This window comes from Eudoraea algarum (genome assembly GCF_050589645.1).
In the GTDB taxonomy this organism is placed as follows: Bacteria; Bacteroidota; Bacteroidia; order Flavobacteriales; family Flavobacteriaceae; genus JBNGOQ01.
Window position 1 is genome coordinate 240913 of sequence record NZ_JBNGOQ010000005.1, and the last position, 24672, is coordinate 265584.

Annotated in this window: 27 protein-coding genes; 7 read left to right on the forward strand and 20 right to left on the reverse strand. The window is 44.6% G+C overall.

Going from position 1 to position 24672, the window contains the following annotated elements:
* A complete protein-coding gene (locus tag ACRD67_RS19375) occupies positions 1-1545 on the forward strand; it encodes a DUF6770 family protein (RefSeq protein ID WP_430968944.1) in 1545 nt (514 codons plus the stop codon).
* 164 nt (positions 1546-1709) lie between these two features.
* Here the strand turns inward: ACRD67_RS19375 and ACRD67_RS19380 are convergent, their stop codons facing one another.
* From ACRD67_RS19380 to ACRD67_RS19445, 14 genes are all read right to left on the reverse strand, one after another.
* On the reverse strand, positions 1710-2711 hold the full coding sequence (locus tag ACRD67_RS19380; protein WP_430968945.1) for a DUF3500 domain-containing protein: 1002 nt from the start codon (positions 2709-2711) through the stop codon (positions 1710-1712).
* 134 nt (positions 2712-2845) lie between these two features.
* A complete protein-coding gene (locus ACRD67_RS19385; protein ID WP_430968946.1) occupies positions 2846-3430 on the reverse strand; it encodes a hypothetical protein in 585 nt (194 codons plus the stop codon).
* 16 nt (positions 3431-3446) lie between these two features.
* Positions 3447-3866, reverse strand: a complete 420-nt coding sequence (locus tag ACRD67_RS19390) for a hypothetical protein (RefSeq protein WP_430968947.1) — start codon at positions 3864-3866, stop codon at positions 3447-3449.
* Positions 3863-4459 carry a DinB family protein gene (locus ACRD67_RS19395; protein ID WP_430968948.1) on the reverse strand — a complete coding sequence of 199 codons (597 nt, stop codon included), beginning with the start codon at positions 4457-4459 and terminating at the stop codon, positions 3863-3865. The genes ACRD67_RS19390 and ACRD67_RS19395 overlap by 4 nt, the downstream gene beginning before the upstream one ends.
* A gap of 62 nt (positions 4460-4521) precedes the next feature.
* A complete protein-coding gene (locus ACRD67_RS19400; protein ID WP_430968949.1) occupies positions 4522-5466 on the reverse strand; it encodes an NAD-dependent epimerase/dehydratase family protein in 945 nt (314 codons plus the stop codon).
* Positions 5467-5489: 23 nt separating this feature from the next.
* On the reverse strand, positions 5490-5855 hold the full coding sequence (locus ACRD67_RS19405; RefSeq protein ID WP_430968950.1) for a tryptophan-rich sensory protein: 366 nt from the start codon (positions 5853-5855) through the stop codon (positions 5490-5492).
* 94 nt (positions 5856-5949) lie between these two features.
* Entirely contained in the window at positions 5950-6579 is a 630-nt protein-coding gene (locus tag ACRD67_RS19410; RefSeq protein WP_430968951.1) for a DUF2306 domain-containing protein, read from the reverse strand.
* A 132-nt stretch (positions 6580-6711) separates the two neighbouring features.
* Positions 6712-7008, reverse strand: coding sequence for an antibiotic biosynthesis monooxygenase family protein (locus ACRD67_RS19415; protein WP_430968952.1), 297 nt, complete (start codon positions 7006-7008; stop codon positions 6712-6714).
* Positions 7009-7451: 443 nt separating this feature from the next.
* A complete protein-coding gene (locus ACRD67_RS19420; protein WP_430968953.1) occupies positions 7452-8786 on the reverse strand; it encodes a DUF58 domain-containing protein in 1335 nt (444 codons plus the stop codon).
* A 34-nt stretch (positions 8787-8820) separates the two neighbouring features.
* Positions 8821-9825 (reverse strand): AAA family ATPase, encoded by a 1005-nt coding sequence (locus ACRD67_RS19425; RefSeq protein ID WP_430968954.1) that lies wholly within the window; start codon positions 9823-9825, stop codon positions 8821-8823.
* A gap of 1 nt (position 9826) precedes the next feature.
* Entirely contained in the window at positions 9827-11047 is a 1221-nt protein-coding gene (locus ACRD67_RS19430) for a DUF4350 domain-containing protein (RefSeq protein WP_430968955.1), read from the reverse strand.
* Positions 11048-11049: 2 nt separating this feature from the next.
* Positions 11050-11751, reverse strand: coding sequence for a DUF4129 domain-containing protein (locus tag ACRD67_RS19435; RefSeq protein WP_430968956.1), 702 nt, complete (start codon positions 11749-11751; stop codon positions 11050-11052).
* 20 nt (positions 11752-11771) lie between these two features.
* Positions 11772-12725 carry a hypothetical protein gene (locus ACRD67_RS19440; protein ID WP_430968957.1) on the reverse strand — a complete coding sequence of 318 codons (954 nt, stop codon included), beginning with the start codon at positions 12723-12725 and terminating at the stop codon, positions 11772-11774.
* The gene (locus tag ACRD67_RS19445) at positions 12694-13674 is read right to left on the reverse strand and encodes a stage II sporulation protein M (protein WP_430968958.1); all 981 of its coding nucleotides are present in this window, start codon (positions 13672-13674) and stop codon (positions 12694-12696) included. The genes ACRD67_RS19440 and ACRD67_RS19445 overlap by 32 nt, the downstream gene beginning before the upstream one ends.
* 36 nt (positions 13675-13710) lie before the next feature.
* On the opposite strand from ACRD67_RS19445, the gene ACRD67_RS19450 reads away from it, so the two are divergent.
* Both ACRD67_RS19450 and ACRD67_RS19455 read left to right on the forward strand, forming a co-directional pair.
* Positions 13711-14436 carry an RDD family protein gene (locus tag ACRD67_RS19450; RefSeq protein WP_430968959.1) on the forward strand — a complete coding sequence of 242 codons (726 nt, stop codon included), beginning with the start codon at positions 13711-13713 and terminating at the stop codon, positions 14434-14436.
* 3 nt (positions 14437-14439) lie between these two features.
* Positions 14440-15051, forward strand: a complete 612-nt coding sequence (locus ACRD67_RS19455; RefSeq protein WP_430968960.1) for a trimeric intracellular cation channel family protein — start codon at positions 14440-14442, stop codon at positions 15049-15051.
* A gap of 26 nt (positions 15052-15077) precedes the next feature.
* Here the strand turns inward: ACRD67_RS19455 and ACRD67_RS19460 are convergent, their stop codons facing one another.
* Positions 15078-15803 carry a peptidylprolyl isomerase gene (locus tag ACRD67_RS19460; RefSeq protein WP_430968961.1) on the reverse strand — a complete coding sequence of 242 codons (726 nt, stop codon included), beginning with the start codon at positions 15801-15803 and terminating at the stop codon, positions 15078-15080.
* On the opposite strand from ACRD67_RS19460, the gene ACRD67_RS19465 reads away from it, so the two are divergent.
* Both ACRD67_RS19465 and ACRD67_RS19470 read left to right on the forward strand, forming a co-directional pair.
* Positions 15802-16446 carry an NUDIX hydrolase gene (locus ACRD67_RS19465; protein ID WP_430968962.1) on the forward strand — a complete coding sequence of 215 codons (645 nt, stop codon included), beginning with the start codon at positions 15802-15804 and terminating at the stop codon, positions 16444-16446. The two genes, ACRD67_RS19460 and ACRD67_RS19465, sit on opposite strands and share 2 nt — an antisense overlap.
* 38 nt (positions 16447-16484) lie before the next feature.
* Positions 16485-17288, forward strand: coding sequence for a lysophospholipid acyltransferase family protein (locus ACRD67_RS19470; RefSeq protein ID WP_430968963.1), 804 nt, complete (start codon positions 16485-16487; stop codon positions 17286-17288).
* Here the strand turns inward: ACRD67_RS19470 and ACRD67_RS19475 are convergent.
* The 5 genes from ACRD67_RS19475 to xerD all read right to left on the reverse strand — a co-directional run bounded on the left by ACRD67_RS19475 (position 17285) and on the right by xerD (position 23386).
* The gene (locus ACRD67_RS19475; RefSeq protein ID WP_430968964.1) at positions 17285-17929 is read right to left on the reverse strand and encodes a DUF8845 family protein; all 645 of its coding nucleotides are present in this window, start codon (positions 17927-17929) and stop codon (positions 17285-17287) included. The two genes, ACRD67_RS19470 and ACRD67_RS19475, sit on opposite strands and share 4 nt — an antisense overlap.
* A 4-nt stretch (positions 17930-17933) precedes the next feature.
* Positions 17934-18428, reverse strand: coding sequence for an RNA polymerase sigma factor (locus tag ACRD67_RS19480; protein ID WP_430968965.1), 495 nt, complete (start codon positions 18426-18428; stop codon positions 17934-17936).
* Positions 18429-18620: 192 nt separating this feature from the next.
* Positions 18621-20048, reverse strand: coding sequence for an amidohydrolase (locus ACRD67_RS19485; protein WP_430968966.1), 1428 nt, complete (start codon positions 20046-20048; stop codon positions 18621-18623).
* A gap of 551 nt (positions 20049-20599) precedes the next feature.
* Positions 20600-22300, reverse strand: a complete 1701-nt coding sequence (locus tag ACRD67_RS19490; RefSeq protein WP_430968967.1) for a glycoside hydrolase family 13 protein — start codon at positions 22298-22300, stop codon at positions 20600-20602.
* A gap of 165 nt (positions 22301-22465) precedes the next feature.
* Positions 22466-23386: a site-specific tyrosine recombinase XerD gene (xerD, locus tag ACRD67_RS19495; protein WP_430968968.1), complete on the reverse strand. Its 921-nt coding sequence runs from the start codon at positions 23384-23386 to the stop codon at positions 22466-22468.
* A gap of 173 nt (positions 23387-23559) precedes the next feature.
* Between xerD and ACRD67_RS19500 the strand changes: the two genes are divergently transcribed.
* Entirely contained in the window at positions 23560-24051 is a 492-nt protein-coding gene (locus tag ACRD67_RS19500) for a hypothetical protein (RefSeq protein ID WP_430968969.1), read from the forward strand.
* A gap of 124 nt (positions 24052-24175) precedes the next feature.
* Positions 24176-24640 (forward strand): hypothetical protein, encoded by a 465-nt coding sequence (locus tag ACRD67_RS19505; RefSeq protein ID WP_430968970.1) that lies wholly within the window; start codon positions 24176-24178, stop codon positions 24638-24640.
* The last annotated feature ends 32 nt before the right edge of the window (positions 24641-24672 follow it).

The window sequence follows — 24672 nt, forward strand, 5'->3', positions numbered from 1 at the left end:
ATGAAGAACATTACTCTTTTAACACTACTATTACTTGTATCAAATATTAATGTATATGCGCAAAACCGCACTATTGCCAATATTACCAAATTCAATGTTAAGAATTCCGGTGCTATATCTGATGGCGAAAATGATGTGGACGGTTATTATTTCTTTTACGAGGTGGATAAACTTGAAAACAAGGAACGGGAATATGCGATACAAATTTTGGATAAGAATCTAAATGATGTGGCTACAAAATCCATGATAAGTAAAAAAAGGACGGTCTTGATCGGAAAGGGTTTTAACGGCGATCAACTTACCTTTGCCCTGTTCAGCAAGCTGGACAAAAAAATTGAAATCGTAAGTTTTGACAAACAGGCCAACAACCTAACTCCAATCCAATTGCCGGTGAGCCCTGGCGAGTTTAGGCGACTTGCTTCCCAATCCAAGGCACGACCGTTAAATCTATTACTTCCTGTAGACAATAAAGGATTTTTACTGAAACGTCTATTGACAGGTAAAAAATCAGGATATGCTATGCAATATTTTCCCACGAATGGTGGAAAAAAATGGGAATTCCATTCCGATAAAACTTCGCAGGAAACCTTGGACATAAGCACCATAGCAATTAATGAAAAAGTAGTGGTGTTGTTGGAAAAATCACAGCGTTATGCAAGTTCTGCAAAGATGTCACTAAGAACTATAGTCTTGGAAATTGATACGGGCAACCTCCTCTTCACTAGAGATTATGATGAACTAGACCCTCGGCTCATTACCAATGCCTTTATAACTAAGGAAGATCAGATTGTTTTTCTGGGACAGTACTACAAACCCAAGGCCAAATTGGCCAAAGCGGAAAGTTTGGGATTGTATACCGAAGTATACCATATGGACGGAACCTTGTCCTACGAGAATAAATTGAGTTGGAAAGATCATATCAGCAAAAAGGTCGCCATCAAAAAGGGTAGTAAAACCAAAGATTACGGATATATCTATTTCCACGAAATCGTACGCATGGGCAACGATGGGTACTATGCCATCGGGGAGCAGTATTCAAAAAAGGCTGATGCGGCAGGTATTGCTTTAGGCGTCCTGGCGGCAGCAGGTGGGGGAGCTACCGCAGGCGGATTTACCAAGCTTACCATTACCGATGCTATTGTATTTAAATTTGATAATAAATTTGATTTAATTGATGTTGAAATATTTGAAAAAGGCAAATCCAACATACCGAACGTTTTTGATTTCGGAAGTCCTCAAATGAATGCCCATATGGTAAAGGCTCTTGGAGGATTTGATTATGCCTATACCCAAATTGATAAAGAGAATAATCGGTTTTACGCCAACTTCATTGATTATGAAAGGTTAAAAGGGGAGCAGAATAAACTTGCCTTTAAGACTATTATCCATGATGAAGGAGAATTGTCTTCCGACAAAATTTATCTCGAGGAAGGGAAAACAAATTTTTTCCCATTACCTGCCAAGATAGGATATGTGTTGTTGATGGAATATGATAAGGAGAAAAAAGAAATTTCCATACACACTGAAAAACTGAATATTGAATAACCCCCCTTCTTGAATTATCCCTAGGGTTTTTTGGAATAAGTGGTGATTAAGAGCTGATTGGTTTGAGGTTATGCTTTACGTTAGGATTTCTAAATTCTGAGTTGACATTTTAAAATTAGGGTTTGCATTTTATACCATTAACTTTTAACAGTCAACTATGACTCTTAATCCTTATGATGTTTTTCCAGGTGATTGCGCAACAGGTCCTCCCCAAAATCGTTGGTGAGGTCGCGGACTACAGAATGTACATGATTGGCGCCGTTTTGGGTGTTGTCGTATTCAATTAGTAAGCTAGGGCCCTGTATGCGGTAATAGTGCCCTACTCCTGGCCGTAGTCCCCCGGCCCAGGCAAAATAGAGCCTGTCCAGTCCGCCTTTTTCAATTTTGCCCCATAGGTTTTGGGCATAGGTGGCTTCGTAATTATCCACATATACATGCAACAATTGGAGGAAGATTTTCTTTTGGGCAGCCGTCAGGGCCACATAACCTATGCCCTTGGGCTCGAGGGCAGTTACTTTTCTTTTGGTACGGGTAAGGATTTCACGGGGGGCCTGTTCGGAAAATCGGGCCTCGCTCAACTGTATTTTGGAGAACGAATTGACCAGGGCAAAGGCAAGGTGGGTCTCCGACCCAAGCACTTCTTTTCCTTGCTGTGGTCCATGGGCCACCTTGGCCGGATTGGCTCCGAAGAAGGCCGGGGTTCCGGCGAGCAACTTCCCCTCCGAAATAACAAAATTCAAGGAAAGGTGATGTCCCTCAAAACGCCATCCCCAGAATGCATCCGAATCTACCTCATGAAAGATGCAAAAGTGATAATCGAGGTCGTCCCGATAATTGTTCTGTTCTATTACGCGCAAGACTCCTTCCAAGGCCATGATTTCCATGCTTTTGCGATAACCCTCTGCGCTTAGGGAAGCTTTTAAGAGTTTAAGTGCCGCCTTCTTCTGGGTCTCATTAAAGTCGTTGAAGCTTGGCCCTTTCCGCCTTACGGGCGTATAGTGAAAATTATAGCGTTCCTCGTCGTCCAAGGAAAAAAGGGTCCTTTCGCGTAGTTCGGGGCTCAGGGTATTTAAAAAATCCTTGGCCAAGGCGTTAAGCCCCTGGGCATGCAGGGTACCGAAAAAGAAACCGCATAGGAGCGCTAAGAGAACCTGTCTGGACTTCATTACAGTTGTTTTATGTACTAAAGTTGGGTTGGTGCTTATAAGGTACCACATAAGCGGGAGATCAAGTGTGCGATTATCAAAGTTTTAAGATTTTTGGGAAAAGACCAAATGCAAGGATCGAAAAGAACGGGCTTTTAGGGAGATTTCAAGCTTTTACCATCATGAGCTTCGTAAAGCGTTATGGCTTTTAAATAATTGAGTCCTCCTGTCTTGCTCTGGTCGTGCAAAAAACCATTCAGTTCGGGCCGGTTTTCGTCTACCCACCGGAGTAGCTTGGACCTATTTGCATCCCACAAACTGTCGTGGAACACCACGTAATTTAAAATCTCGACTTGTTCGATCTTCCGATCTCTTAACGTCATAAGTTCATTGTTGACCACTGCTTCCCCATTTAAAAAGAGGGTACGTCTACAGCTTTTGGAAACGTGTAATTGAACCTTACCATTTTTCTCGGAAATCTTCAGAATTTTGTAGGTGGGTTTAAATACGGAATCCCACTGCAACCAGTTTATGTAATCCTCTTTGGAAAGAACGATGTCATAACCGTTTTCGATCATACGGATACTGTCCAGAAACAATTCGGTAACCCCCTCATAATCGGACTGGTTCATTGCCCGATAATACTGTTGGGCAATTTCGGTAGGGGACGGCTGTTTTTTGGTACTACAGGATAGAAGACCTAAACAAAATAGGAGATAAAGGGCCCACTTCAAAGGCATAAGACGGATTTTAAGATCAATCAAAAGGCAGGCGGTCAGGTTCCAAAAACATACGTTTGGCCTCCTCCAACGCAAATATATCAATGTCGTAATGGGCATCCATGAGGCCTTTAAAATCATCTTGCAAGCGTGGAAACTCCTGAATAAAACCCTGAAAGTTATCCGAGTCCGATCGTTGCATAAAATGATGGACGGCCTTGGTGGCGGCCACCGTTACGGTTTTGTTGAATTTGTCATGGGCACCCAAGGAATCTGCATACCTAGCTATTTGATCGCACATATGGTCTATAGCAGCGTCCAGGCCGTATTTTTTTATGTGTATCCAGGCCAAACGTAAATGTGCGCTGTGGCTAAAAAGAGAGGGCTTTAGGCTACAGTCTGCAAATTGCGCTTCAAAGGTTTCATCATCCAGTTCAAAATGTTTTTCCATTTTCATTCCTTGGTTTTGCCCGTAAAAACGTTGACCTTGGAGTTCATGGGGTTTCCGGAGGCACGCCGAAAGGAAACCACCTGTCCCGTATGGTAGATTGCATCGGCCAGCGGACCGTTAAGCATGTTCCAATAGGGAAAATCGAACTGCTTTTCACCGTTTTTAAAACTAACCTGCATCTTATCGATATCTTCCGCCCTTTTCCCACGACACAGCTCACTCGCTTGCTTTAAACGGCTTAAGGTTAGCGTTCGTAATTCCACGTAGGAAAGTGCGGACCAGTCTTGCGGCCGTTCGTTGGCCACACCCTTTGGAGCGTTGACAATGGTTTCGGATAGGCCATAAATGTGTTGCAGTGTTTCCATAAGGTTTCGCGCTTCATCGGCAGGGGCAAATTGCAGATCCTTGTCCGTTAAGCCCTCGGTAGCCCAATAATAGCGATACCCAAGTCCGTCGATCATACGTGCAATCACATTGCCAGGACCGTAGTCTTCGGGATGTTCGGGAATGTTTTGGTAGGGCAGATCGGTTTCCGTGGATTCCTGGGCCTGGGCCGAAAATAGGATGATGCACATAAGGAGTTGTGTTACTGTTCTCATAAAATACGGTAAAAAGCTCTCTTTTTGATTGCTAAGATAATAAGCTTAAATGATAATACGTCCTAAATTTTGGAGGTAAGGGAATAGTCGGAATGTACTACCTCCTGTATGCCTTTGGTATAAGGGGTGGGCGTAAAATTAAAGCGTTTTTCGAATTTACTGCTATCAAATACATAGTCACGATCGTATTGGTACAACATTTCTACCATTTCTCTCATGATGGGGATAAATACGCCCATAAGTCGTACCAAAAACTTCGGGGCGACCTGAATTTTGGGCGTTACCCCCATGGTTTGCGCAATATGCTCTATCCATTGCTTTCCGGTATACGGATCGGTCGCCGTGGGCAAATGCCATACCTGGTTATACGCATCATCCGTGTTTCCCAACAATGCAGTCGCCTTTCCGGCATCTGGGGTATAGGTAAAGGAGTGTTTATGTTGAGCCGATCCCAACCAATTGGCTTTTTTACCCTTGGCCAAATTTTTAAATACCATTTCACGCAACATACCGTTCCGGGTTATTCCCGGACCATAATAGTCGGCACAACGGGCGATTAGGGCGGTAAGATTGGCATTTTTTACCTCTCCCATAATCATATGTACAAGTTGGGCACGGACCTTACCTTTTTTACTAGGAGGGTTAATGAGCGTATTTTCGGTCATACCATCCAATTGCCCATCATCGTACATATAGATATTATCAAAAAAAACCAGTTTACAACCATGCTCCTTGCATGCTTTGATTACGTGCCCCATGAATGTAGGCCAGGTTCTTTGCCAGATCTTGGCACTATAAGGAAAGCCAATGGTAACATAGACTACCTTGGAACCCGCTACGGCATGGTCTACCTCCAGGGGGTTTAACAGATCGGCAGCAAGCAATTCATCCTTAGGGTTTACCCTTTCAGGGTGTCTGCTAACCAAACGGATATGGGGAGTATACTCGGTAAGTGCCTTGGCCAATTCACTAGCGATGATCCCGCCCGAACCTAAAATGGTATGCATATTTTTATTCAATTGATTGCGTATCAATACTTGTCCAGCAATAGCAAGCCCACGTAAAGAGACGCTACGGATAACCATATGGCCTGGGGAATCATAAATTTGGATAGCCCAATTGAAACCGTTTTTAACCGCACCATATAGAGCACGGTCATCAGCAAAGTGAAAATATTGCCGGCCATTCCTATTTCCAAAGCATCAAAGAAGTTGGTGTATAAGGGATATGACCATATCAGCACCAACAGTAATAGGCCCAGGTAAAAAGATTTTTTGGTATACCCTTTTCGCCGATAGATCTGGTACAGTACCCCAATCATTATTAGGGTCAACAGTATCCATACGGCACCAGCGACCGAATCGATCCAGGATAGGGAGTGCAGGATGTTCTTCATTTATACGGGTACTTAAATAGGGGTACACAATATAGTCAAATTATCCGCATCAAGAGGCCTGGATGGACAAAGATTTTAAAGCAGTGTAATTGGATTAGGCAAACTGCATTTTTCTTATGATAAGAAACTCTGCCACAAGGATATTGGGTACCCAGCACAGCCAGGCGATGATTTTGTACGCGGATACAAAATCCATTCCCAAAAAGCCTATAAAGGAAGGCAGATAAAGGCGTAGGGTGACTGCGGCAAAACAAAGTGCATAACTACGAATCATCCAACGCTGGTGTGCATGTACTTGTTGTTGTTTTATGGTGATAAAAGCGTTTGTCGTGGTATAGAGCCATGCTACGGCCAACGCTCCAAAACCCAAGGCCGGGATGAAACCACCTGTAGCAAAAAAGGCAATACCCAAGCCTGCCGACCCGCTCAAAAATACCGAAATCACATATACTTTTCCCAGAATCCTATGCAATCCAAGACGTGTTGAACGCAACTTTTTAAAGAACTGCGAAAAACCGGTCAATAGGGCCAGTCCGCCCATAAAAATATGGGTATAGAAACCAGCAAGGTATAGCTCACTGCTCAGCAAGGCAGCAGATTTGGCGGCGAGCAGGCTCTGATCATAGGGGAGGCCTATAAAACGCAAGGGATAAAGGCCAATAAAAATGGCAAAAAGGGCCATAAAGAAATAGCCGATCCGGTTTTTTAGTTTTTTGGAATCCATTATTTTCTGTTTTTACAACATAGGGTACTGGAAAACAGGGCCCTTGCCAAATATAATATTGTTTAGGTAATTGAAACAATGCGCTTGCACTTTGGACTATGGTCAGAATATAAAAATTACGCGGATAGATCTTTAGAGGGGAACATTCCTGTAGTGGCGTACCCAGCATTGCACTACATATTTTTCCATCCCTGAGGGAATATGTGCCTCATTCCACTGGTCCCCCACAAAGTTGCGGATGTGTTGCTCTGTTTCCCATGTGGAGATCATTACAAATTCGTTGGGATGCCATTGTGTTGGTTCCCCAATCTCCAGGGCCACCAAACCTTGCTGTGTTTTGACCAGGGGGATGGATATTTCCCTGAATTTTTCCATAAACTCGGTATGCAACTCCTTGTGGACCGTTGCCCTGAATATTCTAATGATCATTACTGCCTATTTTTTTGTTAATGATACTATAAACCTGAAACCTTGAACCTCAAACACCATGAACTGTCCACTATAATGCAACGCGCCAAACGCCGAACGCATTGCAATTCATAATTCAACACTGAGAACCGCCTACTGCCCGATAAAATGCATCGCGCCATACGCTAAGCGCCGAGCGCACCGCAATTCATAATTCATAATTCAACACTCAGTATTTAACACCTAACGCCAGGAACTGTCCACTATAATGCAACGCGCCAAACGCCGAACGCATTGCAATCCATAATTCAACACTGAGAACCGCTTACTTCCAGATAAAATGCATCGCGTCATACGCTAAGCGCCGAGCGCACCGCAATTCATAATTCAACACTCAACATTTAAAACCTAACACAAAGAACTGCCAACTGCCAACTGTCACTGCCTACTGCCAACTTTAAACCTTAAAGCAACCCCCGCGCCTTTATTTCCAGATATTTGTTGATTGTATTTATGGTGAGGTTTTCTGGTTTGGTGAGGACGGTCTGAATGCCATGCTTACGCAACTCGTTTACAATAAGTTTTTTTTCGTAAATGAACTTTTCCGCAATGGTCTGTTCAAAAATTTGATGTGTGGTTTCCGCTTTTTTGGCGGCGAACGCGTCTAGCTCTGTATTTTCAAAAAAGAGGACTACAAGAAGATGTTGTTTGGCAATGGCTTGCAAATAAGGCAGTTGTCGATGCAATGCATCTAGGGTTTCAAAATTAGTATACAACAACAAAAGGCCCCTGTGGTTGAGGTTTCTCTTGATGTCGATATACAATCGGCTGAAATCACTTTCTTCAAAATTGGTGTCGAGGTTGTAAAGGGTTTCCAAAATGAGGTTCATTTGGGAACTGCGCCGTTGTGCGACCACCCTGTTTTCTACCTTGTGGCTAAACGCGAACATTCCGGCCTTGTCCTGTTTCTTCAAAGCGATATTACTAATGACCAGAGTAGCGTTTATAGCATAGTCCAATAGGCTTAGTTCAGCAAAGGGCATTTTCATCACACGTCCCTTGTCTATGATGGAATAGATGGGTTGCGATTTTTCATCCTGATATTGGTTGACCATGAGTTGGTTTTTCTTCGCTGTAGCCTTCCAATTAATATTTCTAATATCGTCACCCTGAATATACTCCTTGATCTGTTCAAATTCCATGGTATGCCCAATACGGCGGATTTTTTTCAACCCATACTCAAATAGTCTATTGATAAAGGCCATAAGGTTGTATTTCCGCAATTGCAGAAACGAAGGATATACCGGGACTTCTTGTGAACGGTCAAAGGTGTACCTCCTGGCCAATAGGCCCAAGGGCGTAGCTGCAAAAATATTCAATTGACCAAAGGAGTACATACCGCGTTCCACCGGCCTTAGGGAATAATGAAAAAAACGGCTGTCTCCTTTTTCCAAGCTGGCCCTGATTTCAAAATCCCGTTTTTGGAACTGATGGGGAATTTCATCCAAAACCTTTATTCGTACAGGAAACAGGTAGGTGTTAATGACACGGATTTTGATGGAATTGGCATCCCCGTTAGACAGTTTGTCCGGTAATAAACGCTCCCCATGGATAGCTCCCTTGGAACCAAAAATTAAGATAAGATCGGTGATCAGGGCCAATACATAAAGGAAAAAAAGGAACTTAATGGCTCCAAAAATATCGGGGAAATTGTAGGAAAGCAGAAACCCCAGGACAAGGGCTGTCCAAACGACAAAAAACCGTTTTTTTAGATAGATATTCCTAAAGACCTTGCTCATATAGGGTGTTTTGTTTTCTCCTATTCCAAACTTGTTATCTGGGTATTTCTATAGTGTCCACGATTTGTTGTATCACCTTTTCCGGTGTAAAGCCCTCCATTTCCCGTTCCGGGGTTAGGATGACCCGATGTGAAAGGACAGGGCTGCATACTTTTTTAACATCGTCTGGGGTAACAAAATCACGCCCTTGTATAGCGGCCAGAGCTTTGGAAGCGTCCATAATAGCTATGGATGCCCTGGGCGACGCCCCTAAATAGAGGTTGGCATTTGTACGGGTGTTGTTTACGATGGCGGCGATGTATCTAAGCAGGTTGTCCTCTATGATGATGCCCCTAATAGTATTCTGATACTCCGAAATTTCTGCTGCGGTCAGTACTGTTGAAACCATGCTTTCTGGCGCGATGTGCTTCTGTTTATGTTTGCTTTCCAAGATCTGTATTTCTTCCTCCAGGGATGGATAGCCTACGGAAATTTTAAAAAGGAAACGGTCCAGTTGAGCTTCCGGGAGGCGGTAGGTGCCTTCTTGTTCCACAGGATTTTGAGTGGCAAACACCAAAAACGGGGGAGTCATGAGGTACTCGGCCCCATCTATGGTAATCTGCCTTTCGGCCATAGCTTCGAAAAGTGCGGCCTGGGTCTTTGCAGGGGCCCGATTGATCTCATCTATTAGAATGATGTTCGCAAACAGAGGGCCCTTCTTGAATTCGAATTCCGAAGTTTTGACATTAAATACGGAAGTACCCAAAATATCGCTTGGCATTAGGTCCGGGGTAAATTGAATCCGGCCGAAAACAACGTTCATGGTCTTTGCCAAGAGCTTGGCGGTAACGGTCTTTGCTACGCCGGGAACACCTTCTATCAAAGAATGCCCATTGGCCAAAATCGAAATAATCAGTAGTTCGATCATAGCTTGTTGTCCAATTATGACCTTGCCCAATTCGGATTTGATATGGTCTGCCGAAGCCTGGAGTTTGGTCAGGTCAATTCGGTTTTCAAAGGCCAAAGGTTTTTGCTCCTGTTCTTGTTTTTTTTCTTCCATGCTACTGTTTCTTAAATAAGGTTATTTGCTTTGTGAGTTCTAAGAGGTCCTGTTCGGAATGGTTTCGTTTGTTTTTAAGATGGCCTATGAGTTCTATCAAGGCCTTGGTCTGTGCCAGCGGTTTTCCAGATTTTGCGGCCAACTGCCTTGCGTTTTGCTCGTTTAAGGAATTGCTGTCCAAAAAATAATGACTGCGCACAAATTCAAGAAAAAAGTTTATTTTTTTGCCAATGAGATCCGTGTAGTCCTTATGTTGATAGTAAAGACTGCCTACGGTGCGGGCGAAAGCCACCGAGGCGTTTTGCAAGGGGGTGATTACAGGGATAATACGCTGTTGGCGTTTGGCCTTGAAGATGAGGAACAGTAGGACACCCATTATGCAAAGGTAATAGGCCCATTTTAGAGAAACCTGATTCAGTACAAAGCGCAAGGGCGAATTGATAACAATTCGTCCAGACTTCTCGTAGTTATCCCAATAGACCGGTTTATCGCCCAAATAAGAAAGTGTGTGTCCTACATAATCTTTATTTGCACCTAGCATGTAGTAATTGGTGTAGGCCTGGGGTGTAGCGTTCAAATAAAAATACCCTTTCCCAAAACGTACCTTGATGAAATTAGCCTCGGTCTTTTTTTCAACGGTATTGGATTCTTGCTCCAGGAAATTACCCTCCTCGCTATAGCTAAGATGCCCCAAAATTATAGTGTTTAGGGTATCCACGTTCCTAAAATGTGTTTTGTAAAGTCCGCGCGTGTAATAAAACCGGTCTTTGGAGAAGGCCTTATTGGTGAGTCCAAGGGTAACGGTATCCTCCTTTACCGTATAGAATGACTTCATTTCAATTTTAAGCGTGTCCGATAAGACAGCGCCAAATGAAGTAGCCGCAATAAAGATTTCGTTTCCGTCACTGACATAATCGAGAAGTTCCCTGGTTTCCTCTGGATCAAAGCCTACAGTGTTGTTGATGAAAATATAACTGGAATGTTTTTGGGAATCTCTATATGCTAAGGTTTCGTAGACGCTATTGTTGACCGAAACTATGTGTTCCTGAGGAAATAGCTGGCCAAGTTCATTAAAAAGGACATAACAGCCAAAAGGGGTTGTAGCAGTAGCCGTATAGGAGGGCCTCCAATCCAAGGGTTTGGGACGCACGATTTCAGTGACGACGATTCCGACCAACACTAGCGCCAGCACCACTACTACAATTTTGGTTTTTCTATCCAATTTTATTCCGGTAAAAGGTTTCTTAAAGCTACGAACCGCGTTTGTGCCTTTTTGTATTTGGCCTCATCTATGCTTTGCTCGCCGTACCAGATATAATCGTACAGATAGGACACTTCTTCAAACAAAGATCTTATCCTAGGTGCTTCAATTTCCCGTTTATAGTCCGAATTGGTCTTTTCATAATGCCAATCGATGAGGCTTTTTTGGGAAAGCACCTTTAGTACTCGGAGGTATTGATAACGAACGGCCAGTCGATAATCCCTTTGGTCCAATGCGGCGCGTATCATGGCGTCCAGATCCACTTTTTCTATATGTTCCGAGGAAAGGTCAATATCGATAATAGCGGTCGACTTTTTGGTGAAGATCGAGGACATATTTTCCCGAATAAGAAACTTTACCAAAAAATAAATGGCCAAGGCCCCCATGAGTACATAAATAATATATTCTAAAATTTTTAATACCCCGGGATTTACATTGAAGCCAAATGTATCGGCCAACAAATCAAAGAACCACTTGAGGAAACGCTCCAGAAGGTTCTGTGCTTCCCCATCCTTTACGTCATAGTTGAACTCCGGCCCGGAGTATTTCTGACCGAGGTCCTCCTTGATGGAACGCATCTCCAGCACGGAAGAGGTGTCCCTGGCCAATTTAACCGAGTCCTTTTCCGTTTGGGGAAAGCCTGCGGTAGCACACAGGAAACTCAAACATATGAGATAAAACTTTGTCACTGGCGCTGGTTTCCGATTTGTTCTATTTTGGTCCGGGTATTTGTATTATATGTTTTTTCATGAAGGGCGTAATACAGGATGCCGTTTACAAATTGCGAAAGACACTGGGCATAGACCATTATAATCAGAAATATGCTTGTTCCCAATGTAAAAACTATGGTCGGGACAATGGACGCACCAACGTCCACATCACTTTCTACCACATGAAAGGTATAAAACCCAATAAGGATACCTGGGATAACCAGGACCACCAGAAGCAAAATACCGTTCAAAAGGCCCAAAATAAAATTGACCCCTACCGATTTCCAAAAGTTATTGGTAACCAAGTTCCACCCTTCGCCAAAAGCATCGGTTATCCCTTTGTTTTCCTGAAGCAATGAAAAGAAAGAGACGCCAACCCATGCAGTAATGAAGAACTGCACAACGTATTGCACAATCATACCAAGAATGGGGATAAAGGCCAAAACCAAACTTATGACGAAAAAGGCGAGGTAAAGAAAGATTAACAACAGAATAAATACAAAAATGCTTCCCAATCGTTGTTTAAAAAGGTCCCAGACTTCCCTTCTATCAAAACTGCTGCCCTTGGTGTCCTCATATTTGATCATATAAGAGCCTGCAAGGCTGAAGTTCAATATCCCCACAAGGATGAAAATTACAGCAAAAAGGATACCTCCAACACCGAGATAAATGAGATAGGAATCACTGGTGCCTGCGACCTCTCCCACGAGTCCACGATTGTTCTCATAGGTAATCATCCCGATAAAACCGGAAACTAGGAGATAACTTACGATAAGAAGGCCTGCTATAAAAATTCCGTTGTAGCTTAAAAAAACACTTGTGAATTTTTTTAGGTTTTGTTTTAGGAAATCGAAATAGATAGTGATGATATCTCCAAAATCCCTATCTATCTTTAGTTCAATATATTTGTTGGTCAGGTTGTTTTGCATCGATTCGGTTTAATTGTATAGGATATATAACGTAATAAAACACAATAAGTGAAAAAGAAGCGCCAATAATGGAAAAGGCCAGCCAGGTGGGCATGTTGGAGTAACGAGTAATAAAGCCTTCTATAAAGCCCGCAAGAATAAAAAAGGGGATGGTGCTCACTACGACCTTTAGCCCGTCCTTGGCACCTCTCATGAAGGAAACCCTTCGGGAATACGTTTTGGGAAACAAAATACTGTTGCCCATGATGAGACCGGCACAGCCCGCTATGATAATGACCGATATCTCTATAGTACCATGAAGCCAGATTTGCTTGTTGGCCTCAAAAAATACTCCCTTCGTATAAAAAAAAGTGATGAAGGCCCCCAACATTACCCCATTGCTGAACAAAATATATGCTGTACCCAAACTAGCCATGACCCCAAAGGCAAAGGCTAAAAAAGCTACCCTGATATTGTTGATGGTAATACCAAGGAAGGATCCTATTTCACTACCACCTTTGTAAATGGCCGTAGGGTCTCCTTCCGCGATATTGTTAAGCGTCTCGTTAACATAGGCATCCCCTAGAATAAGCCTCACAAAACTACCGTCGTTAAGAGCGGAAAGGCTTCCGATTGCCGAAGCTGCCGCAAAGATTAAAAATGCAATACCAAGGGTTCCGTGATACTGCTTAAAAAAAATGGGAAATTCGGACATCCAAAAGGACGTAATCCTATTGTGGCTTTCCCTCTTGTTCCTGTAAATCTTCTGATGTGCCTGTGACGCCAGTGAATTAAGGTATAGCAATGTTTTGCTTCCGGCGTAGTACGTCTGGGCATAGGCAAGATCATTGGTGAGTTGTATGTAGCCGTTGGCAAGTTCGTCGGGCGTTATGTCGGAATTGAAGTGGATTGCCTTTTCAAATGCAATCCATTTTTCCTTATTTTGCTTCACAAAAGCCGCCTCGCGCATAGAGTAGTTTACTTAAAAGATAAAAATAGTACTAATATGTCCAACCTTCAAATCAATACAACCCAAAACGTAAACCTCAATTATAAAATTGTGAGTATTGGTGAAAGGATTATCGCTTTTTTGATAGACGCCTTTATTTTGTACCTCTATGCCATCTTGGTGGGCCTTATCGGTGATGCCATAGGATATGTCTATGAAGATCGATGGACCCAAAGGGGGTTGGTAGGCCTCATTTTTTTACCGGCCATGGGCTACAGTCTTCTAATGCATAGCCTGTTCAACGGTAGAACGGTAGGCAAAATGCTGCTGAAAATGAGGGTAGTCCGGGTAGATGGAACACCTGTGCATTGGTCCAATTATTTGGTAAGATGGATGTTGCGATTAGTGGATATATGGATCTTTTGGGGCGCTGTAGGTCTTTTGACCATTCTTTTTTCTGACCGTAGGCAGCGACTCGGCGATGCGGCCGCTGGAACGGTTGTTATTAGCACTAAAAATACTGTTAGGGTGTCGCACACCATTTTGGAAGAAGTTACGGATAGCTATGAACCTCAGTTTACCAATGTAACCCTGTTGACCGATCAGGACGTGCGCTTAATCAAAGATACCTATCACATTGCCAAAAAGAGCAACGATTTTAAGACCATGAAGGCCCTTCGGAACAAAGTGGAGGATATATTACAAACCAAATCCGAACTCTACGACAAGCAATACTTGGATACGATTTTAAAGGACTACAACTTCTACACCCAACAACTATAGCCTATGTTCTACTTTACCATTGATATTCTGGGTACCATTGCCTTTGCCATTTCCGGGGTGCTGGTGGCCATGGACAAAAAGCTCGATGTTTTTGGGGTGCTTATCGTGGCCTTCGTGACCGCGGTAGGTGGCGGTACCCTTAGGGATCTGTTGATAGGGGAGACCCCAGTGGTCTGGTTGCGGGAGTCGGTCTATATCTTTACCATCATCGGAACAGTAATTTTTGCCATTGTCTTTAGGGGAAAACTAAAATACCTGCGCACCTCGCTTTTCCTGTTCGATACCATTGGCATTGGACTCTATACCTTGGTGGGGATAGAAAAGGGGCTCAATGCCGGATTGGAACCTATTATGTGCATAGCTCTGGGCACCATGACGGCCAGCTTTGGAGGGGTCATCCGTGACATTCTCTGCAATGAGATTCCGGTACTTTTCCGAAGGGAGATCTACGCAACCGCCTGCATTTTGGGGGGCGTTGGTTATTTTTTACTGCTAAAGATTCCCTTTATAAGCGCATATGCCGATATCAGCGGTATCCTAATTGTTATCGTTATCCGGTTGTTGGCCGTGAAGTTTGGCATTGCCCTGCCCAATATCTATCGCAACGCTAAATGAGTTGCAGGTACCGACCGGCCCAACTTTTAATCCAACGCCTCGGCCTTAAAAATATAAATGTTCTGTGAGGGCCAGTCCCCGTCATCTACCGGTTGCTCGTTAATTTTGTCCACAACGTCCATTCCCGCTATGACCCTTCCGAAAGGGGTATACTCCCCATCCAAATGGTAAGAACCCGGTTTGGTCACCACAATAAAAAACTCATAGGGAGAGGCCAGCATATGTGGATTGTTTATTTCACTGCTGGGCATGGAAATGGTGCCACGGTGGTGCCTATGGCCCTTTTTCCCATCGGGGGGGAGCAGGTACCGCCCTATGGCCTTTCGCTTTCTGGATGTTTCCTTATTGTCTGCATTTCCGCCCTGAATAATGAAATTTTTAACCACGCGATGGAAATAGGTATTGTCAAAATACCCCTTATCCGCAAGGTAGACGAAATTGGAAGCATGGTAGGGTACATTATCGTAGAGTTGTACCGTGAAGCTTCCAAAACTGGTGGTGAGCTTTACCTTGTTCTTTGTGCGGGTCTTGTTGTATTCAAAAAAGAAATCGATGGCATTGTCCTCCGTCAGTACAAAGGGTTCATCCTCTGGGGATTGTGCAGGTTCAACCACACTGTCTATGACAACACTGTCTTTTTTGGCCACTTCCTCCGGTAAAGGGGATGTGGCTTTTTTCTTGGGCGCGTCATTACATCCCGCTAAAAAAATTAGTAGTATTGTGGTAAAGAAACCGATGCATTTCCGATTCATGGACTTCCAAGATTTTTCCAAACAGATTCCAAAAATAAAAAATCTACCACTACCGGGAGAATCTTCCCACCATAAAATGGCTCCCTTGGACCGGATCAAAGAGTTAAAGGCGCTGAACGTGGAACGCCAAGCCCCAAAAAAAGCCGGGGTCATGGCCCTTTTTTATCCCGATGACCGTTACCATACCCATTTGTTGTTGATCTTGAGAAAGACATACCCGGGCGTACATTCCAATCAGATCGGTTTTCCGGGAGGAAAGGAAGAACGTGGGGACGCCAATATTCTGGAGACCGCCCTACGGGAAACGGAGGAGGAAGTGGGCGTGGATCTTAAGAAGGTTCAAGTGTTACGGCCCCTTAGCGAAATCTATATCCCGCCAAGTAATTTTGAGGTGTACCCTTATCTTGGATTGTATCAAAAAGAGAGCCCCTTTCGCCTTCAAGAATCGGAGGTAGAGGCACTGGTAGAGGTGTCTTTGGACCATTTTATGGACGATCGGAACCTAATTAACCAAAGATTAACAACTTCGTATAGCCAAGGGAAAGTTCCCGTACCTGCCTTTAAATTAAATGGTTATACCGTGTGGGGCGCCACGGCTATGATGCTCATGGAGGTCAAGGAACTGTTTAAACGGGTGCTATAAGTTCATATTTTGTATTTTTAACGTTCGTACCTAACACTATGGGGCTATTTAAAAGAAATCCTTTTGGACATATCCTTTTTGTCAAAAAATGGTTGATCCGCATTATGGGCCTCATGACCCACCAGCGCTATAAGGGTTTTAACAAACTGGAAATTGAGGGCTCCGAGGTCATTCGCGGTCTGCCCCATACCAATGTACTTTTCGTCAGCAACCATCAGACCTATTTTGCCGATGTGGTGGCCATGTTCCATGTGTTCAATGCCAGTCTTAGCGGTAGGGAGGACAGCATCAAAAATGTGGGCTATCTCTGGAACCCCAAATTGAATATGTACTATGTGGCAGCGGCAGAGACCATGAAGAAAAGTTTGTTGACCAAGATATTGGCCTATGCCGGTTCCATAAGTATTGAACGTACTTGGCGGGCCGATGGCAAGGAGGTGAACAGACAGGTAAAGATGAGCGATATCTCCAATATAGGAACGGCCCTAAAGGACGGATGGGTGGTTACCTTTCCCCAAGGCACCACAAAACCTTGGAAGCCTTTGCGCAAGGGAACCGCGCACATCATTAAGAAATACAATCCGGTAGTAGTGCCCGTGGTAATCGACGGCTTCCGCCGCTCGTTCGATAAAAAAGGACTTCGGATCAAGAAAAAGGGCATTCTGCAGTCTATGGTCATCAAAGAGCCCCTGGATATCGATTATAAAAATGAAGCAGTGGAGTCCATTATGGAAAAACTGGAATATGCCATTGAACAGCATCCTTCCTTTTTGAAGGTAATCCCACAGGCAGAACTACTGGCCTATGAAGAAGAGAACAAGCAGCGAAAATGGCGGACCTAGACCTCCAATTTCCTCAGCTCCCCATAGTTTTCCCTAAGTTTTCGGAGAAGAAGTCCGTAAAGCAGCTTATAGAAGCCCCAGATCAATAACAACACCAAGGTTGCCGCCAGCAGAAAGGCACCGAAGACCAATATCCAGAATACTGTCTCGTTCCCGGCCTGGGATGCCGCTTCCAGGATTTTTTCACTATTGGGTCCATATTTTAGGTTGCCGTACAGGCCAATGATCAGGTACACGATAAAAATCCCAATATTAAACCATACATACTGGGTTACCGTTCTTTTGACATCCAAGATGGTCTTCATCAATTTTCTTGAGGAATCCGTGACCGATATTTTTTTGTAGTTGCTATAGAACTTATAGATAAAGAAAAGCAGCACGGCGTAGTTTATGATGGTCAGGGCCATATTGATCTCATAAATATGCATCATCTTCATGGTGTTCAGGGATTCAGCGTCAGTGAAGACCGTATTGATCACTGCCCAGAAGACAAATTCTATGATACTGATGTAGAAAATCCATTTGACAATGGAGCTAGATTTCTTCCAGATCATTTTATAGATCTCATCAAAGGTCAACTTAGGATGCTTGTCGTCCTTTTTTTGCCAGTCTTTTTTGAGTAATTCCAGTTCGTCCATCATATCCTTAAGGATTTAGTATGGTTCTTAATTTGTTCTTTACGCGATTCATTTTTACCCTGGCATTCACCTCGGTAATACCAAGGGTATCCGCTATTTCGCTATAGTCCTTATCTTCCAAATACAGGAAGACCAAGGCCTTGTCAATATCTCCGAGCTGCCGTACCGCCTTGTAGATGAGCCTAAGCTGTTGTTCCTGGGTTTCGTCGTATTCATCGGATTTTATTTTATAGATTACCGAGTCATAATCTTGGGTAGGTACTCTCTTCTTGGATTTCCGGTACAGGGTAATCGCGGTGTTCAAGGCCACCCGGTACATCCATGTACTAAATTTTGCCTCGCCCCTAAATTTGGGATAGGCTTTCCAGAGTTGTATGGTAATTTCCTGAAAAAGGTCTTTGTGCGAATCCCTATCATTGGTATACAGGCTACAAACTTTGTGAACAACATTTTGATTGTTCTCCAGCTCGGTTACAAAACGATGTTCGAGTTCTTTGTTCACGGTCGGTTAGTAGTTTCTATACGATTAGTAGGACAGTGTTCACTTTTGTTACAGGCAATTGCTATTTTTTTGATTGGCCCCATAAGGATATGTGGTCCCTTGCCCATGATTACCAGTCCCTGCCCCAGCAGGAAAGGGTGGAAAGCAAAGAATAATTTTTATATCGTTTTAGGTCGATGTTGATTAGGTCAATTATTTGCGATAGTCCAGGGCAGGGGAGCGGTCTCCCAATAGGGGGATGTACACAAAATCTTCCCCTCTTCGCTCTAAAAATTCGGCTTTGGCGTTTGCTACCAGATCCTTGTCCTTAAACAGGTCAATAGCCGTGAGCGTTAGTGCCTTGGCCGCTACCATCATCCCTTTTTTTCCTATCGTAGTGCCACCGGCCGCTACGGCCTGCCAGCTGTGTGCCGGAGTGCCAGGTACCCAGGTCGCTGTGCCCATGCCCACGGTAGGTACCGCGAAGCTCACATCGCCCACGTCGGTAGAGCCGTAGGCCTTCGCCTCCGTTCGGTACGGTTGTACGGTCCTTGCCCGATCTACATCCGCCTTTTCGTAGCCCAGGCTACGCGCGATCTTATCGGCAAATTCCCTTTCTTCGGCACTGTATTCCACCCCGCCCACCTTGCTGAGGTTGTCGTGCATCAATTTTTGGAGCGTTAGGTTGGGCAGCAGCTCATGCGTACCCCCGATCATTTCGTAGTCCATGGTAGTACCGGTTCCCAGGGCTGCACCCTCGGCGGCCTTTACCATACGGTCAAAAATATCGATGACCACGTCCCTGCGGTTATGCCGGGCATAGTAGTACACCTCCGCAAAATCCGGGACCACATTGGGCGCTTTGCCGCCGCTGGTGATTACGTAATGTATACGGGCCCTTTCCGGTATGTGTTCCCGCATTAGATTTACCATGGCATTCATGGCCTCCACGCCATCCAGGGCAGAACGTCCCTTTTCCGGCGCACCGGCCGCATGGGCAGAAATGCCGTGGAAGCGGAATTTGGCCGACTTGTTCGCTAGGGCCGCTCCTGCGCTGGCTGCATTTTGGGAGCCGGGATGCCAGTGCAGGGCAACATCAACATCATTGAAAAGTCCGTCGCGTACCATATACACCTTACCGGAACCGCCCTCCTCGGCCGGACAGCCATAAAAACGTACCGTTCCCTGGGCCTTGTTGACCACCAGCCAATCCTTAACGGCAATGGCCGCTGCCGTAGAGGCCGTGCCGAACAAATGATGGCCGCAGGCGTGCCCCGCCGCCTTGTCCGCGCTTTTCTTTTCGGGCACTGCCTGTTGTGAGAGACCGGGAAGTGCATCATACTCCCCTAGGATCGCAATAACAGGTGTACCACTGCCATATTCCGCCACAAAGGCCGTGGGGATACCGGCAACGCCTGTTTTAATGGAAAACCCTGCGCTGCCCAAGGTTTGCTGTAGCAATTTGGAGCTTTCTTCCTCCAAATAGCCCATCTCGGCAAGTTCCCAGATATCCTGGGCAATGCCACTGTAGGCCTCTGTCTTGGCCTCCAAGTTTTTCAGGACGTCCTGAACTCCTTTTTGCCCGTATGCCCCGGCAAACGTCAGGAAGGTAACCATGCTGTGTAAAATAACTTTTTTCATCTGTCTCTTGTTGTTTGGGTATGTTGACGGTTAAAGGTAAGGGTTCGGGGTTTAAAGTTCAAGTTCAAGAGCAAGTTCATGGTTTAAGGTCCTTTGGGATAAGTTTGAGATTCCTCGCAGGCTCGGAATGACAAATCAACCTACATTGTCATTCAGAGCGCCCGCCTTCCTAAGTCTCGTACGGAGGCCTGGCCGTGCCGGAGGCAGGCAGGCGGGAAGCGAAGAATCTCTAGCAGATGCAAAGCACATCTTTGACAGGTGCAGAGCACATCTCTAGCAGATGAAGAGTACATCACTGAAAGATGCAGAGCACATCTCTAGCAGATGCGGACCTCACCTTTGGCATATCGTGTATACATCTCTGGCAGATTCAGAATAGATCTCTAGCAGATTTAAAGCAAATCTTTGGCGGATTTTGAAAAAATCCCTGACTGATTTTGGAAAAGAGCCGGTATCAAAGCTCCCCTCCTTGTTTAAGGAGGGGAAAGAAAGGGGAGGATCTATTTGATTTTGCCCGCCGAACTAGCTTTATCCACTAAAGATATCCTTTGTCAAAAAAGCTCATAAACCATGGCCTGATAGGGCTTTAGCGTAAAGTGGGCGTCGCTTTTGATGCGATCTGCATGGTCCTCGTCATTGGAAATCAATAATTTGGCCTTGTCAAAATGTACCTCCTCCAGGTTTACCGAAACCGTACGGGTAGCAAAACTCAGCAATACCAAACAGCGGTCGTCCCCAAGGGTCCGGGTATAGGCGTAGATATCCTCACTGTCTTTCAGCAAGAGTGTATAGGCCCCGTAGACCAGGGTCAGCTTATTTTTCCTGAGCTGTACCATGCTCCTAAAGTAGTTAAGCACTGAAGTTTTATCGCTTAGTTGTACCTCTACATTAATGCCTTCCTGATAGTTCTCGTTGACCTTTAACCAGGGTTTCCCGCTGGTAAATCCGGCATTTTCAGTGGTATCCCATTGCATGGGTGTTCTAGCATTATCCCGACTGGCGTCCTTTTCATTTTCCATAAAGACCGCAAGGTCGGCCCCATTTTTTGATAGGGTCTCATACCTGTTGAGCGTATTGATATCCCTGTAGTCCTCAATACGATCCATGCGGATGTTGGTCATCCCAATTTCTTCGCCATAATAAAAATAGGGCGTTCCCCGCATGGTAAGCAAAAAAGTCTGTAACATGGTTGCGGAATTGTACCAATGGGCCTGGGAATCATTGCCCCAACGGCTTACGCTTCTTGGAAAATCATGATTGTTCAGGAACATACTTCCCCATCCCTTTTCCGCAAAGGCCGCGTCCCATCTAGAATGGATTTCCTTAAATTCCGTAAGTTTCCATTGATCTTCACGCATCCAAAATCCTCCACCCGAGGCGCGATCTAACGAGAGCAGGTCAAAATGAAAGAACATGTTCAGTTCCTTTCGCTCTTCGTCCACAAAATCCAGCGCCTGCTCGGTAGAAACTCCAATGGCCTCCCCTACGGTCATAATATCGTATTTGCTAAGTACTTCCTGGTTCATTTCACGAAGGTATTCGTGCAATTTGGGACCGCTGGCGTAGTAGGGAATAAATTCTCCGTTATACTGCTCGGGAAGCTCAGGAAAGGTGGTGTCCTTTGAAATAAAGGGAATAACATCCATACGGAAACCATCTATACCCTTCTGGAACCAGTAGTCCATCATATCGTAAATTTCCCGGCGCACCTTGGGATTTTCCCATTTAAGATCGGGTTGCTTTACGGAGAAATAGTGCAGATAGTAGGCGTCCGTGGTCTCATCATACTTCCAGGCGTTGCTCTCCACATCAAAGAAGCTCCAACGTTTGGGCGGTGTTCCTTTCTCAGCTGGCCACCAGTGGTAATAATCGCGATAGGGATTGTCCCGCGAGGCTTTGGAAGCTTCGAACCATTCGTGTTCGTCACTGCTGTGGTTCACCACAAGATCCATCACCATTTTTAGCCCTCTATTCTTCATTTCCGAAAGCAGCAGGTCAAAGTCCTCCATGGTGCCAAATTCCTCCATGATGTTCCGATAATCGCTAATATCATAGCCGTTGTCATCATTGGGCGACTTATAGATGGGGTTCAGCCAAATGATATCCACACCCAGGCTCTTTATGTAATCCAGTCGTTGAATAATACCACCGATATCACCAACTCCATCTCCATTAGTGTCCTGAAAACTTCTAGGATAAATCTGGTAAACAATACCTTCCTTCCACCAGCTTCTTGCGAGGTTTTTTTCCATTGGTCAATTTTTTAAGGTCATAAATATATTATTTTCTGTAGCACCAGAAGTACGCGAAGACCAATAAAATCAACTATATCGATTGCGCTAATGTATACAATTCGCCTACGCATAAAATTTGTATGCACTTTTAGCTTAATGAAGAGGTTTTGATGAAAAAAAGGGTCAATCTGCCTTGCTGGCACCATGCTCCCTTCGGGGGTGGTAAGTATTCATGATGGCTGCCAGGTGTGTTCGGTCCACGTGCATATAGACCTCGGTGGTAGTAATGCTCTCATGGCCCAACATTTGCTGAATGGCCCGCAGATCTGCGCCCCCTTCCAACAAATGGGTGGCAAAGGAATGCCTAAAGGTGTGCGGACTTATGTTCTTTTGCAGGCCCACCTTTTCTGCCAACTGCTTGATAATGGTGAAGACCATGGCGCGCGTAAGTTGCTTGCCCCTGCGGTTCAGGAACAGGATGTCCTCAAACCCCTTTTGCACCGTCTGGTGCACCCTAATTTGGGTACGATAAATAGTGATGTACTTTTTATTTACCTTGCTGATGGGAACAAAGCGCTGTTTGTTGCCCTTGCCGGTAACCTTGATAAAATCCTCTTCAAAAAAGAGATCGGAGATTTTTAGATTGATCAATTCGGATACCCGAAGTCCGCAACCATAAAGGGTCTCCAACATGGCCCTGTTGCGTTCGCCCTCGGGTTTTGACAGGTCTATGGCCCCGATGACAAGGTCTATTTCTTTCTGGGACAGGGTGTCCGGCAGCTTACGGCCAATTTTGGGCGATTCTACCAGGTCCATGGGATTGTCCGTACGGTAATCCTCAAAGACCAAATAGTTAAAAAAACTCTTGAGGCCAGAAATAATACGGGCCTGTGACCTTGGATTAACGGTTTTTGCCACCTGGTAAATGAACTGCTGCACCGTTTCCTTACCGATAGAAATAGGGCTTTCTAATAGTTCCTGCGCCTCTAGGAAAGCCGTGAGTTTGGACAGGTCAAAAAGGTAGTTCTTAATGGAATTGTCCGATAACCCACGTTCTATTTTCAAGTAGTGTTGATAGTCCCTTACGGCTTGCTCCCAGTTCATGGGCTAAAGGTATTCATTAGTTTTCAATACTGAAATTGTCAGATATCCAAGGAGGCGAAAGGTTTGGGCAGAATGTTTTGGGTTAAATTTATCATAATGCGAAGCAAATGCCGGTCCTATATCGCCAAATACTACTAAATTTAAGGAGGAATGACTAACTAACTCCTCTCGGCATGGCAAGACATTTTATCCTTTGGTCAGTTTGTTTGTACAGTCTTATCGGTTATGCCCAGGTACGGGAAACAAATCCCTTTACCACTACTGCGGACGATCTTGGTTTTTTCGGGGAGGCCATTGAAAAAGTATATCTTTTTGATGCGCTACAGGAGTATAGCCTATCCGAGAAATTTCGCGTTCAGCTCCAGGGAATCTACGTTCGCGAACTGGAAGGCGGTACCTATCATTTCCCGCTAATGGGCAAATATTATCTTTCTGAAAAAGTATATGTGCTGGGTGGCCCTACACTGGATTTTTTCCGTACCGCAGGCACTGGGGAGATGCGGCCCACAGGTTTTGGTACAGCTGCCGGTGCAGGATATGATGTAAACAAAAACTTTTTTATACAGGCACAAGGCGATTTCAAGGTAAAGCGTTTTAATACCGAATTTGATAAGGCCCCCAGGCCCAATAGTATGCTCACCATAACTTCGGGCTTTAAATTTTGACGTATTTTATTAGGTCGATTCCCTTTTTCAAAGCGCCCAAAACAACTTTTTTTTCAAGTTTTTCGTAAATACCCAAGTGGCAAAATAAACTTGCTCGAATACCTATAACCATAAAATTACACAAATGAAAAAGCTTTTATTGTTAGTAGTCGTTCTTATTGGATTTACAACATTTCAGTCCAACGCACAGTCCAACTATACCACTGCCTTGGGCCTTGGCATTGATTTTGGCGATGGTCAGACCTTGGTGGGACCTTCCGTAAAACATTTTTTTGCTCAGGAGCATGCCGGTTTGGGCGAAGTAACCTTTGGCGATAACGTCACCTTTCTTACACTCTTGTACGAATATCATGGCTCCTTCCCCAATGCTGGCGGACTAACATGGTTTGCAGGTGCAGGACCCTCCATCGCATTTTTTGATGGGGATACCGAAGTTTTTCTGCGACCTGTGGTAGGCTTGGATTTTAAGATCAACAATGTGCCCTTGGCATTTTCCTTTGACTGGAGGCCTTGGATCTTTTTAGGAGATAATGGGGATACCTTTGAGGCGGCCAGGTTTGGCCTTGGGTTCCGATACGCCTTTAATTAGAAAATAGATATTGCAGCATATAAGGCGATGGA

Bases quoted from the DNA above. Each gene is read 5' to 3' on its own strand.
- ACRD67_RS19455 (WP_430968960.1), top strand. From the start codon at position 14,440: ATGTTCTACTTTACCATTGATATTCTGGGTACCATTGCCTTTGCCATT.
- ACRD67_RS19425 (WP_430968954.1), bottom strand. From the start codon at position 9,825: ATGGAAGAAAAAAAACAAGAACAGGAGCAAAAACCTTTGGCCTTTGAA.
- ACRD67_RS19460 (WP_430968961.1), bottom strand. From the start codon at position 15,803: ATGAATCGGAAATGCATCGGTTTCTTTACCACAATACTACTAATTTTT.
- ACRD67_RS19490 (WP_430968967.1), bottom strand. From the start codon at position 22,300: ATGGAAAAAAACCTCGCAAGAAGCTGGTGGAAGGAAGGTATTGTTTAC.
- ACRD67_RS19470 (WP_430968963.1), top strand. From the start codon at position 16,485: ATGGGGCTATTTAAAAGAAATCCTTTTGGACATATCCTTTTTGTCAAA.
- ACRD67_RS19405 (WP_430968950.1), bottom strand. From the start codon at position 5,855: ATGAAGAACATCCTGCACTCCCTATCCTGGATCGATTCGGTCGCTGGT.
- ACRD67_RS19395 (WP_430968948.1), bottom strand. From the start codon at position 4,459: ATGAGAACAGTAACACAACTCCTTATGTGCATCATCCTATTTTCGGCC.
- ACRD67_RS19390 (WP_430968947.1), bottom strand. From the start codon at position 3,866: ATGAAAATGGAAAAACATTTTGAACTGGATGATGAAACCTTTGAAGCG.
- ACRD67_RS19415 (WP_430968952.1), bottom strand. From the start codon at position 7,008: ATGATCATTAGAATATTCAGGGCAACGGTCCACAAGGAGTTGCATACC.
- ACRD67_RS19380 (WP_430968945.1), bottom strand. From the start codon at position 2,711: ATGAAGTCCAGACAGGTTCTCTTAGCGCTCCTATGCGGTTTCTTTTTC.
- ACRD67_RS19420 (WP_430968953.1), bottom strand. From the start codon at position 8,786: ATGAGCAAGGTCTTTAGGAATATCTATCTAAAAAAACGGTTTTTTGTC.
- ACRD67_RS19465 (WP_430968962.1), top strand. From the start codon at position 15,802: ATGGACTTCCAAGATTTTTCCAAACAGATTCCAAAAATAAAAAATCTA.
- ACRD67_RS19475 (WP_430968964.1), bottom strand. From the start codon at position 17,929: ATGATGGACGAACTGGAATTACTCAAAAAAGACTGGCAAAAAAAGGAC.
- xerD (WP_430968968.1), bottom strand. From the start codon at position 23,386: ATGAACTGGGAGCAAGCCGTAAGGGACTATCAACACTACTTGAAAATA.
- ACRD67_RS19410 (WP_430968951.1), bottom strand. From the start codon at position 6,579: ATGGATTCCAAAAAACTAAAAAACCGGATCGGCTATTTCTTTATGGCC.
- ACRD67_RS19505 (WP_430968970.1), top strand. From the start codon at position 24,176: ATGAAAAAGCTTTTATTGTTAGTAGTCGTTCTTATTGGATTTACAACA.
- ACRD67_RS19450 (WP_430968959.1), top strand. From the start codon at position 13,711: ATGTCCAACCTTCAAATCAATACAACCCAAAACGTAAACCTCAATTAT.
- ACRD67_RS19445 (WP_430968958.1), bottom strand. From the start codon at position 13,674: ATGCGCGAGGCGGCTTTTGTGAAGCAAAATAAGGAAAAATGGATTGCA.
- ACRD67_RS19440 (WP_430968957.1), bottom strand. From the start codon at position 12,725: ATGCAAAACAACCTGACCAACAAATATATTGAACTAAAGATAGATAGG.
- ACRD67_RS19400 (WP_430968949.1), bottom strand. From the start codon at position 5,466: ATGCATACCATTTTAGGTTCGGGCGGGATCATCGCTAGTGAATTGGCC.
- ACRD67_RS19385 (WP_430968946.1), bottom strand. From the start codon at position 3,430: ATGCCTTTGAAGTGGGCCCTTTATCTCCTATTTTGTTTAGGTCTTCTA.
- ACRD67_RS19485 (WP_430968966.1), bottom strand. From the start codon at position 20,048: ATGAAAAAAGTTATTTTACACAGCATGGTTACCTTCCTGACGTTTGCC.
- ACRD67_RS19500 (WP_430968969.1), top strand. From the start codon at position 23,560: ATGGCAAGACATTTTATCCTTTGGTCAGTTTGTTTGTACAGTCTTATC.
- ACRD67_RS19375 (WP_430968944.1), top strand. From the start codon at position 1: ATGAAGAACATTACTCTTTTAACACTACTATTACTTGTATCAAATATT.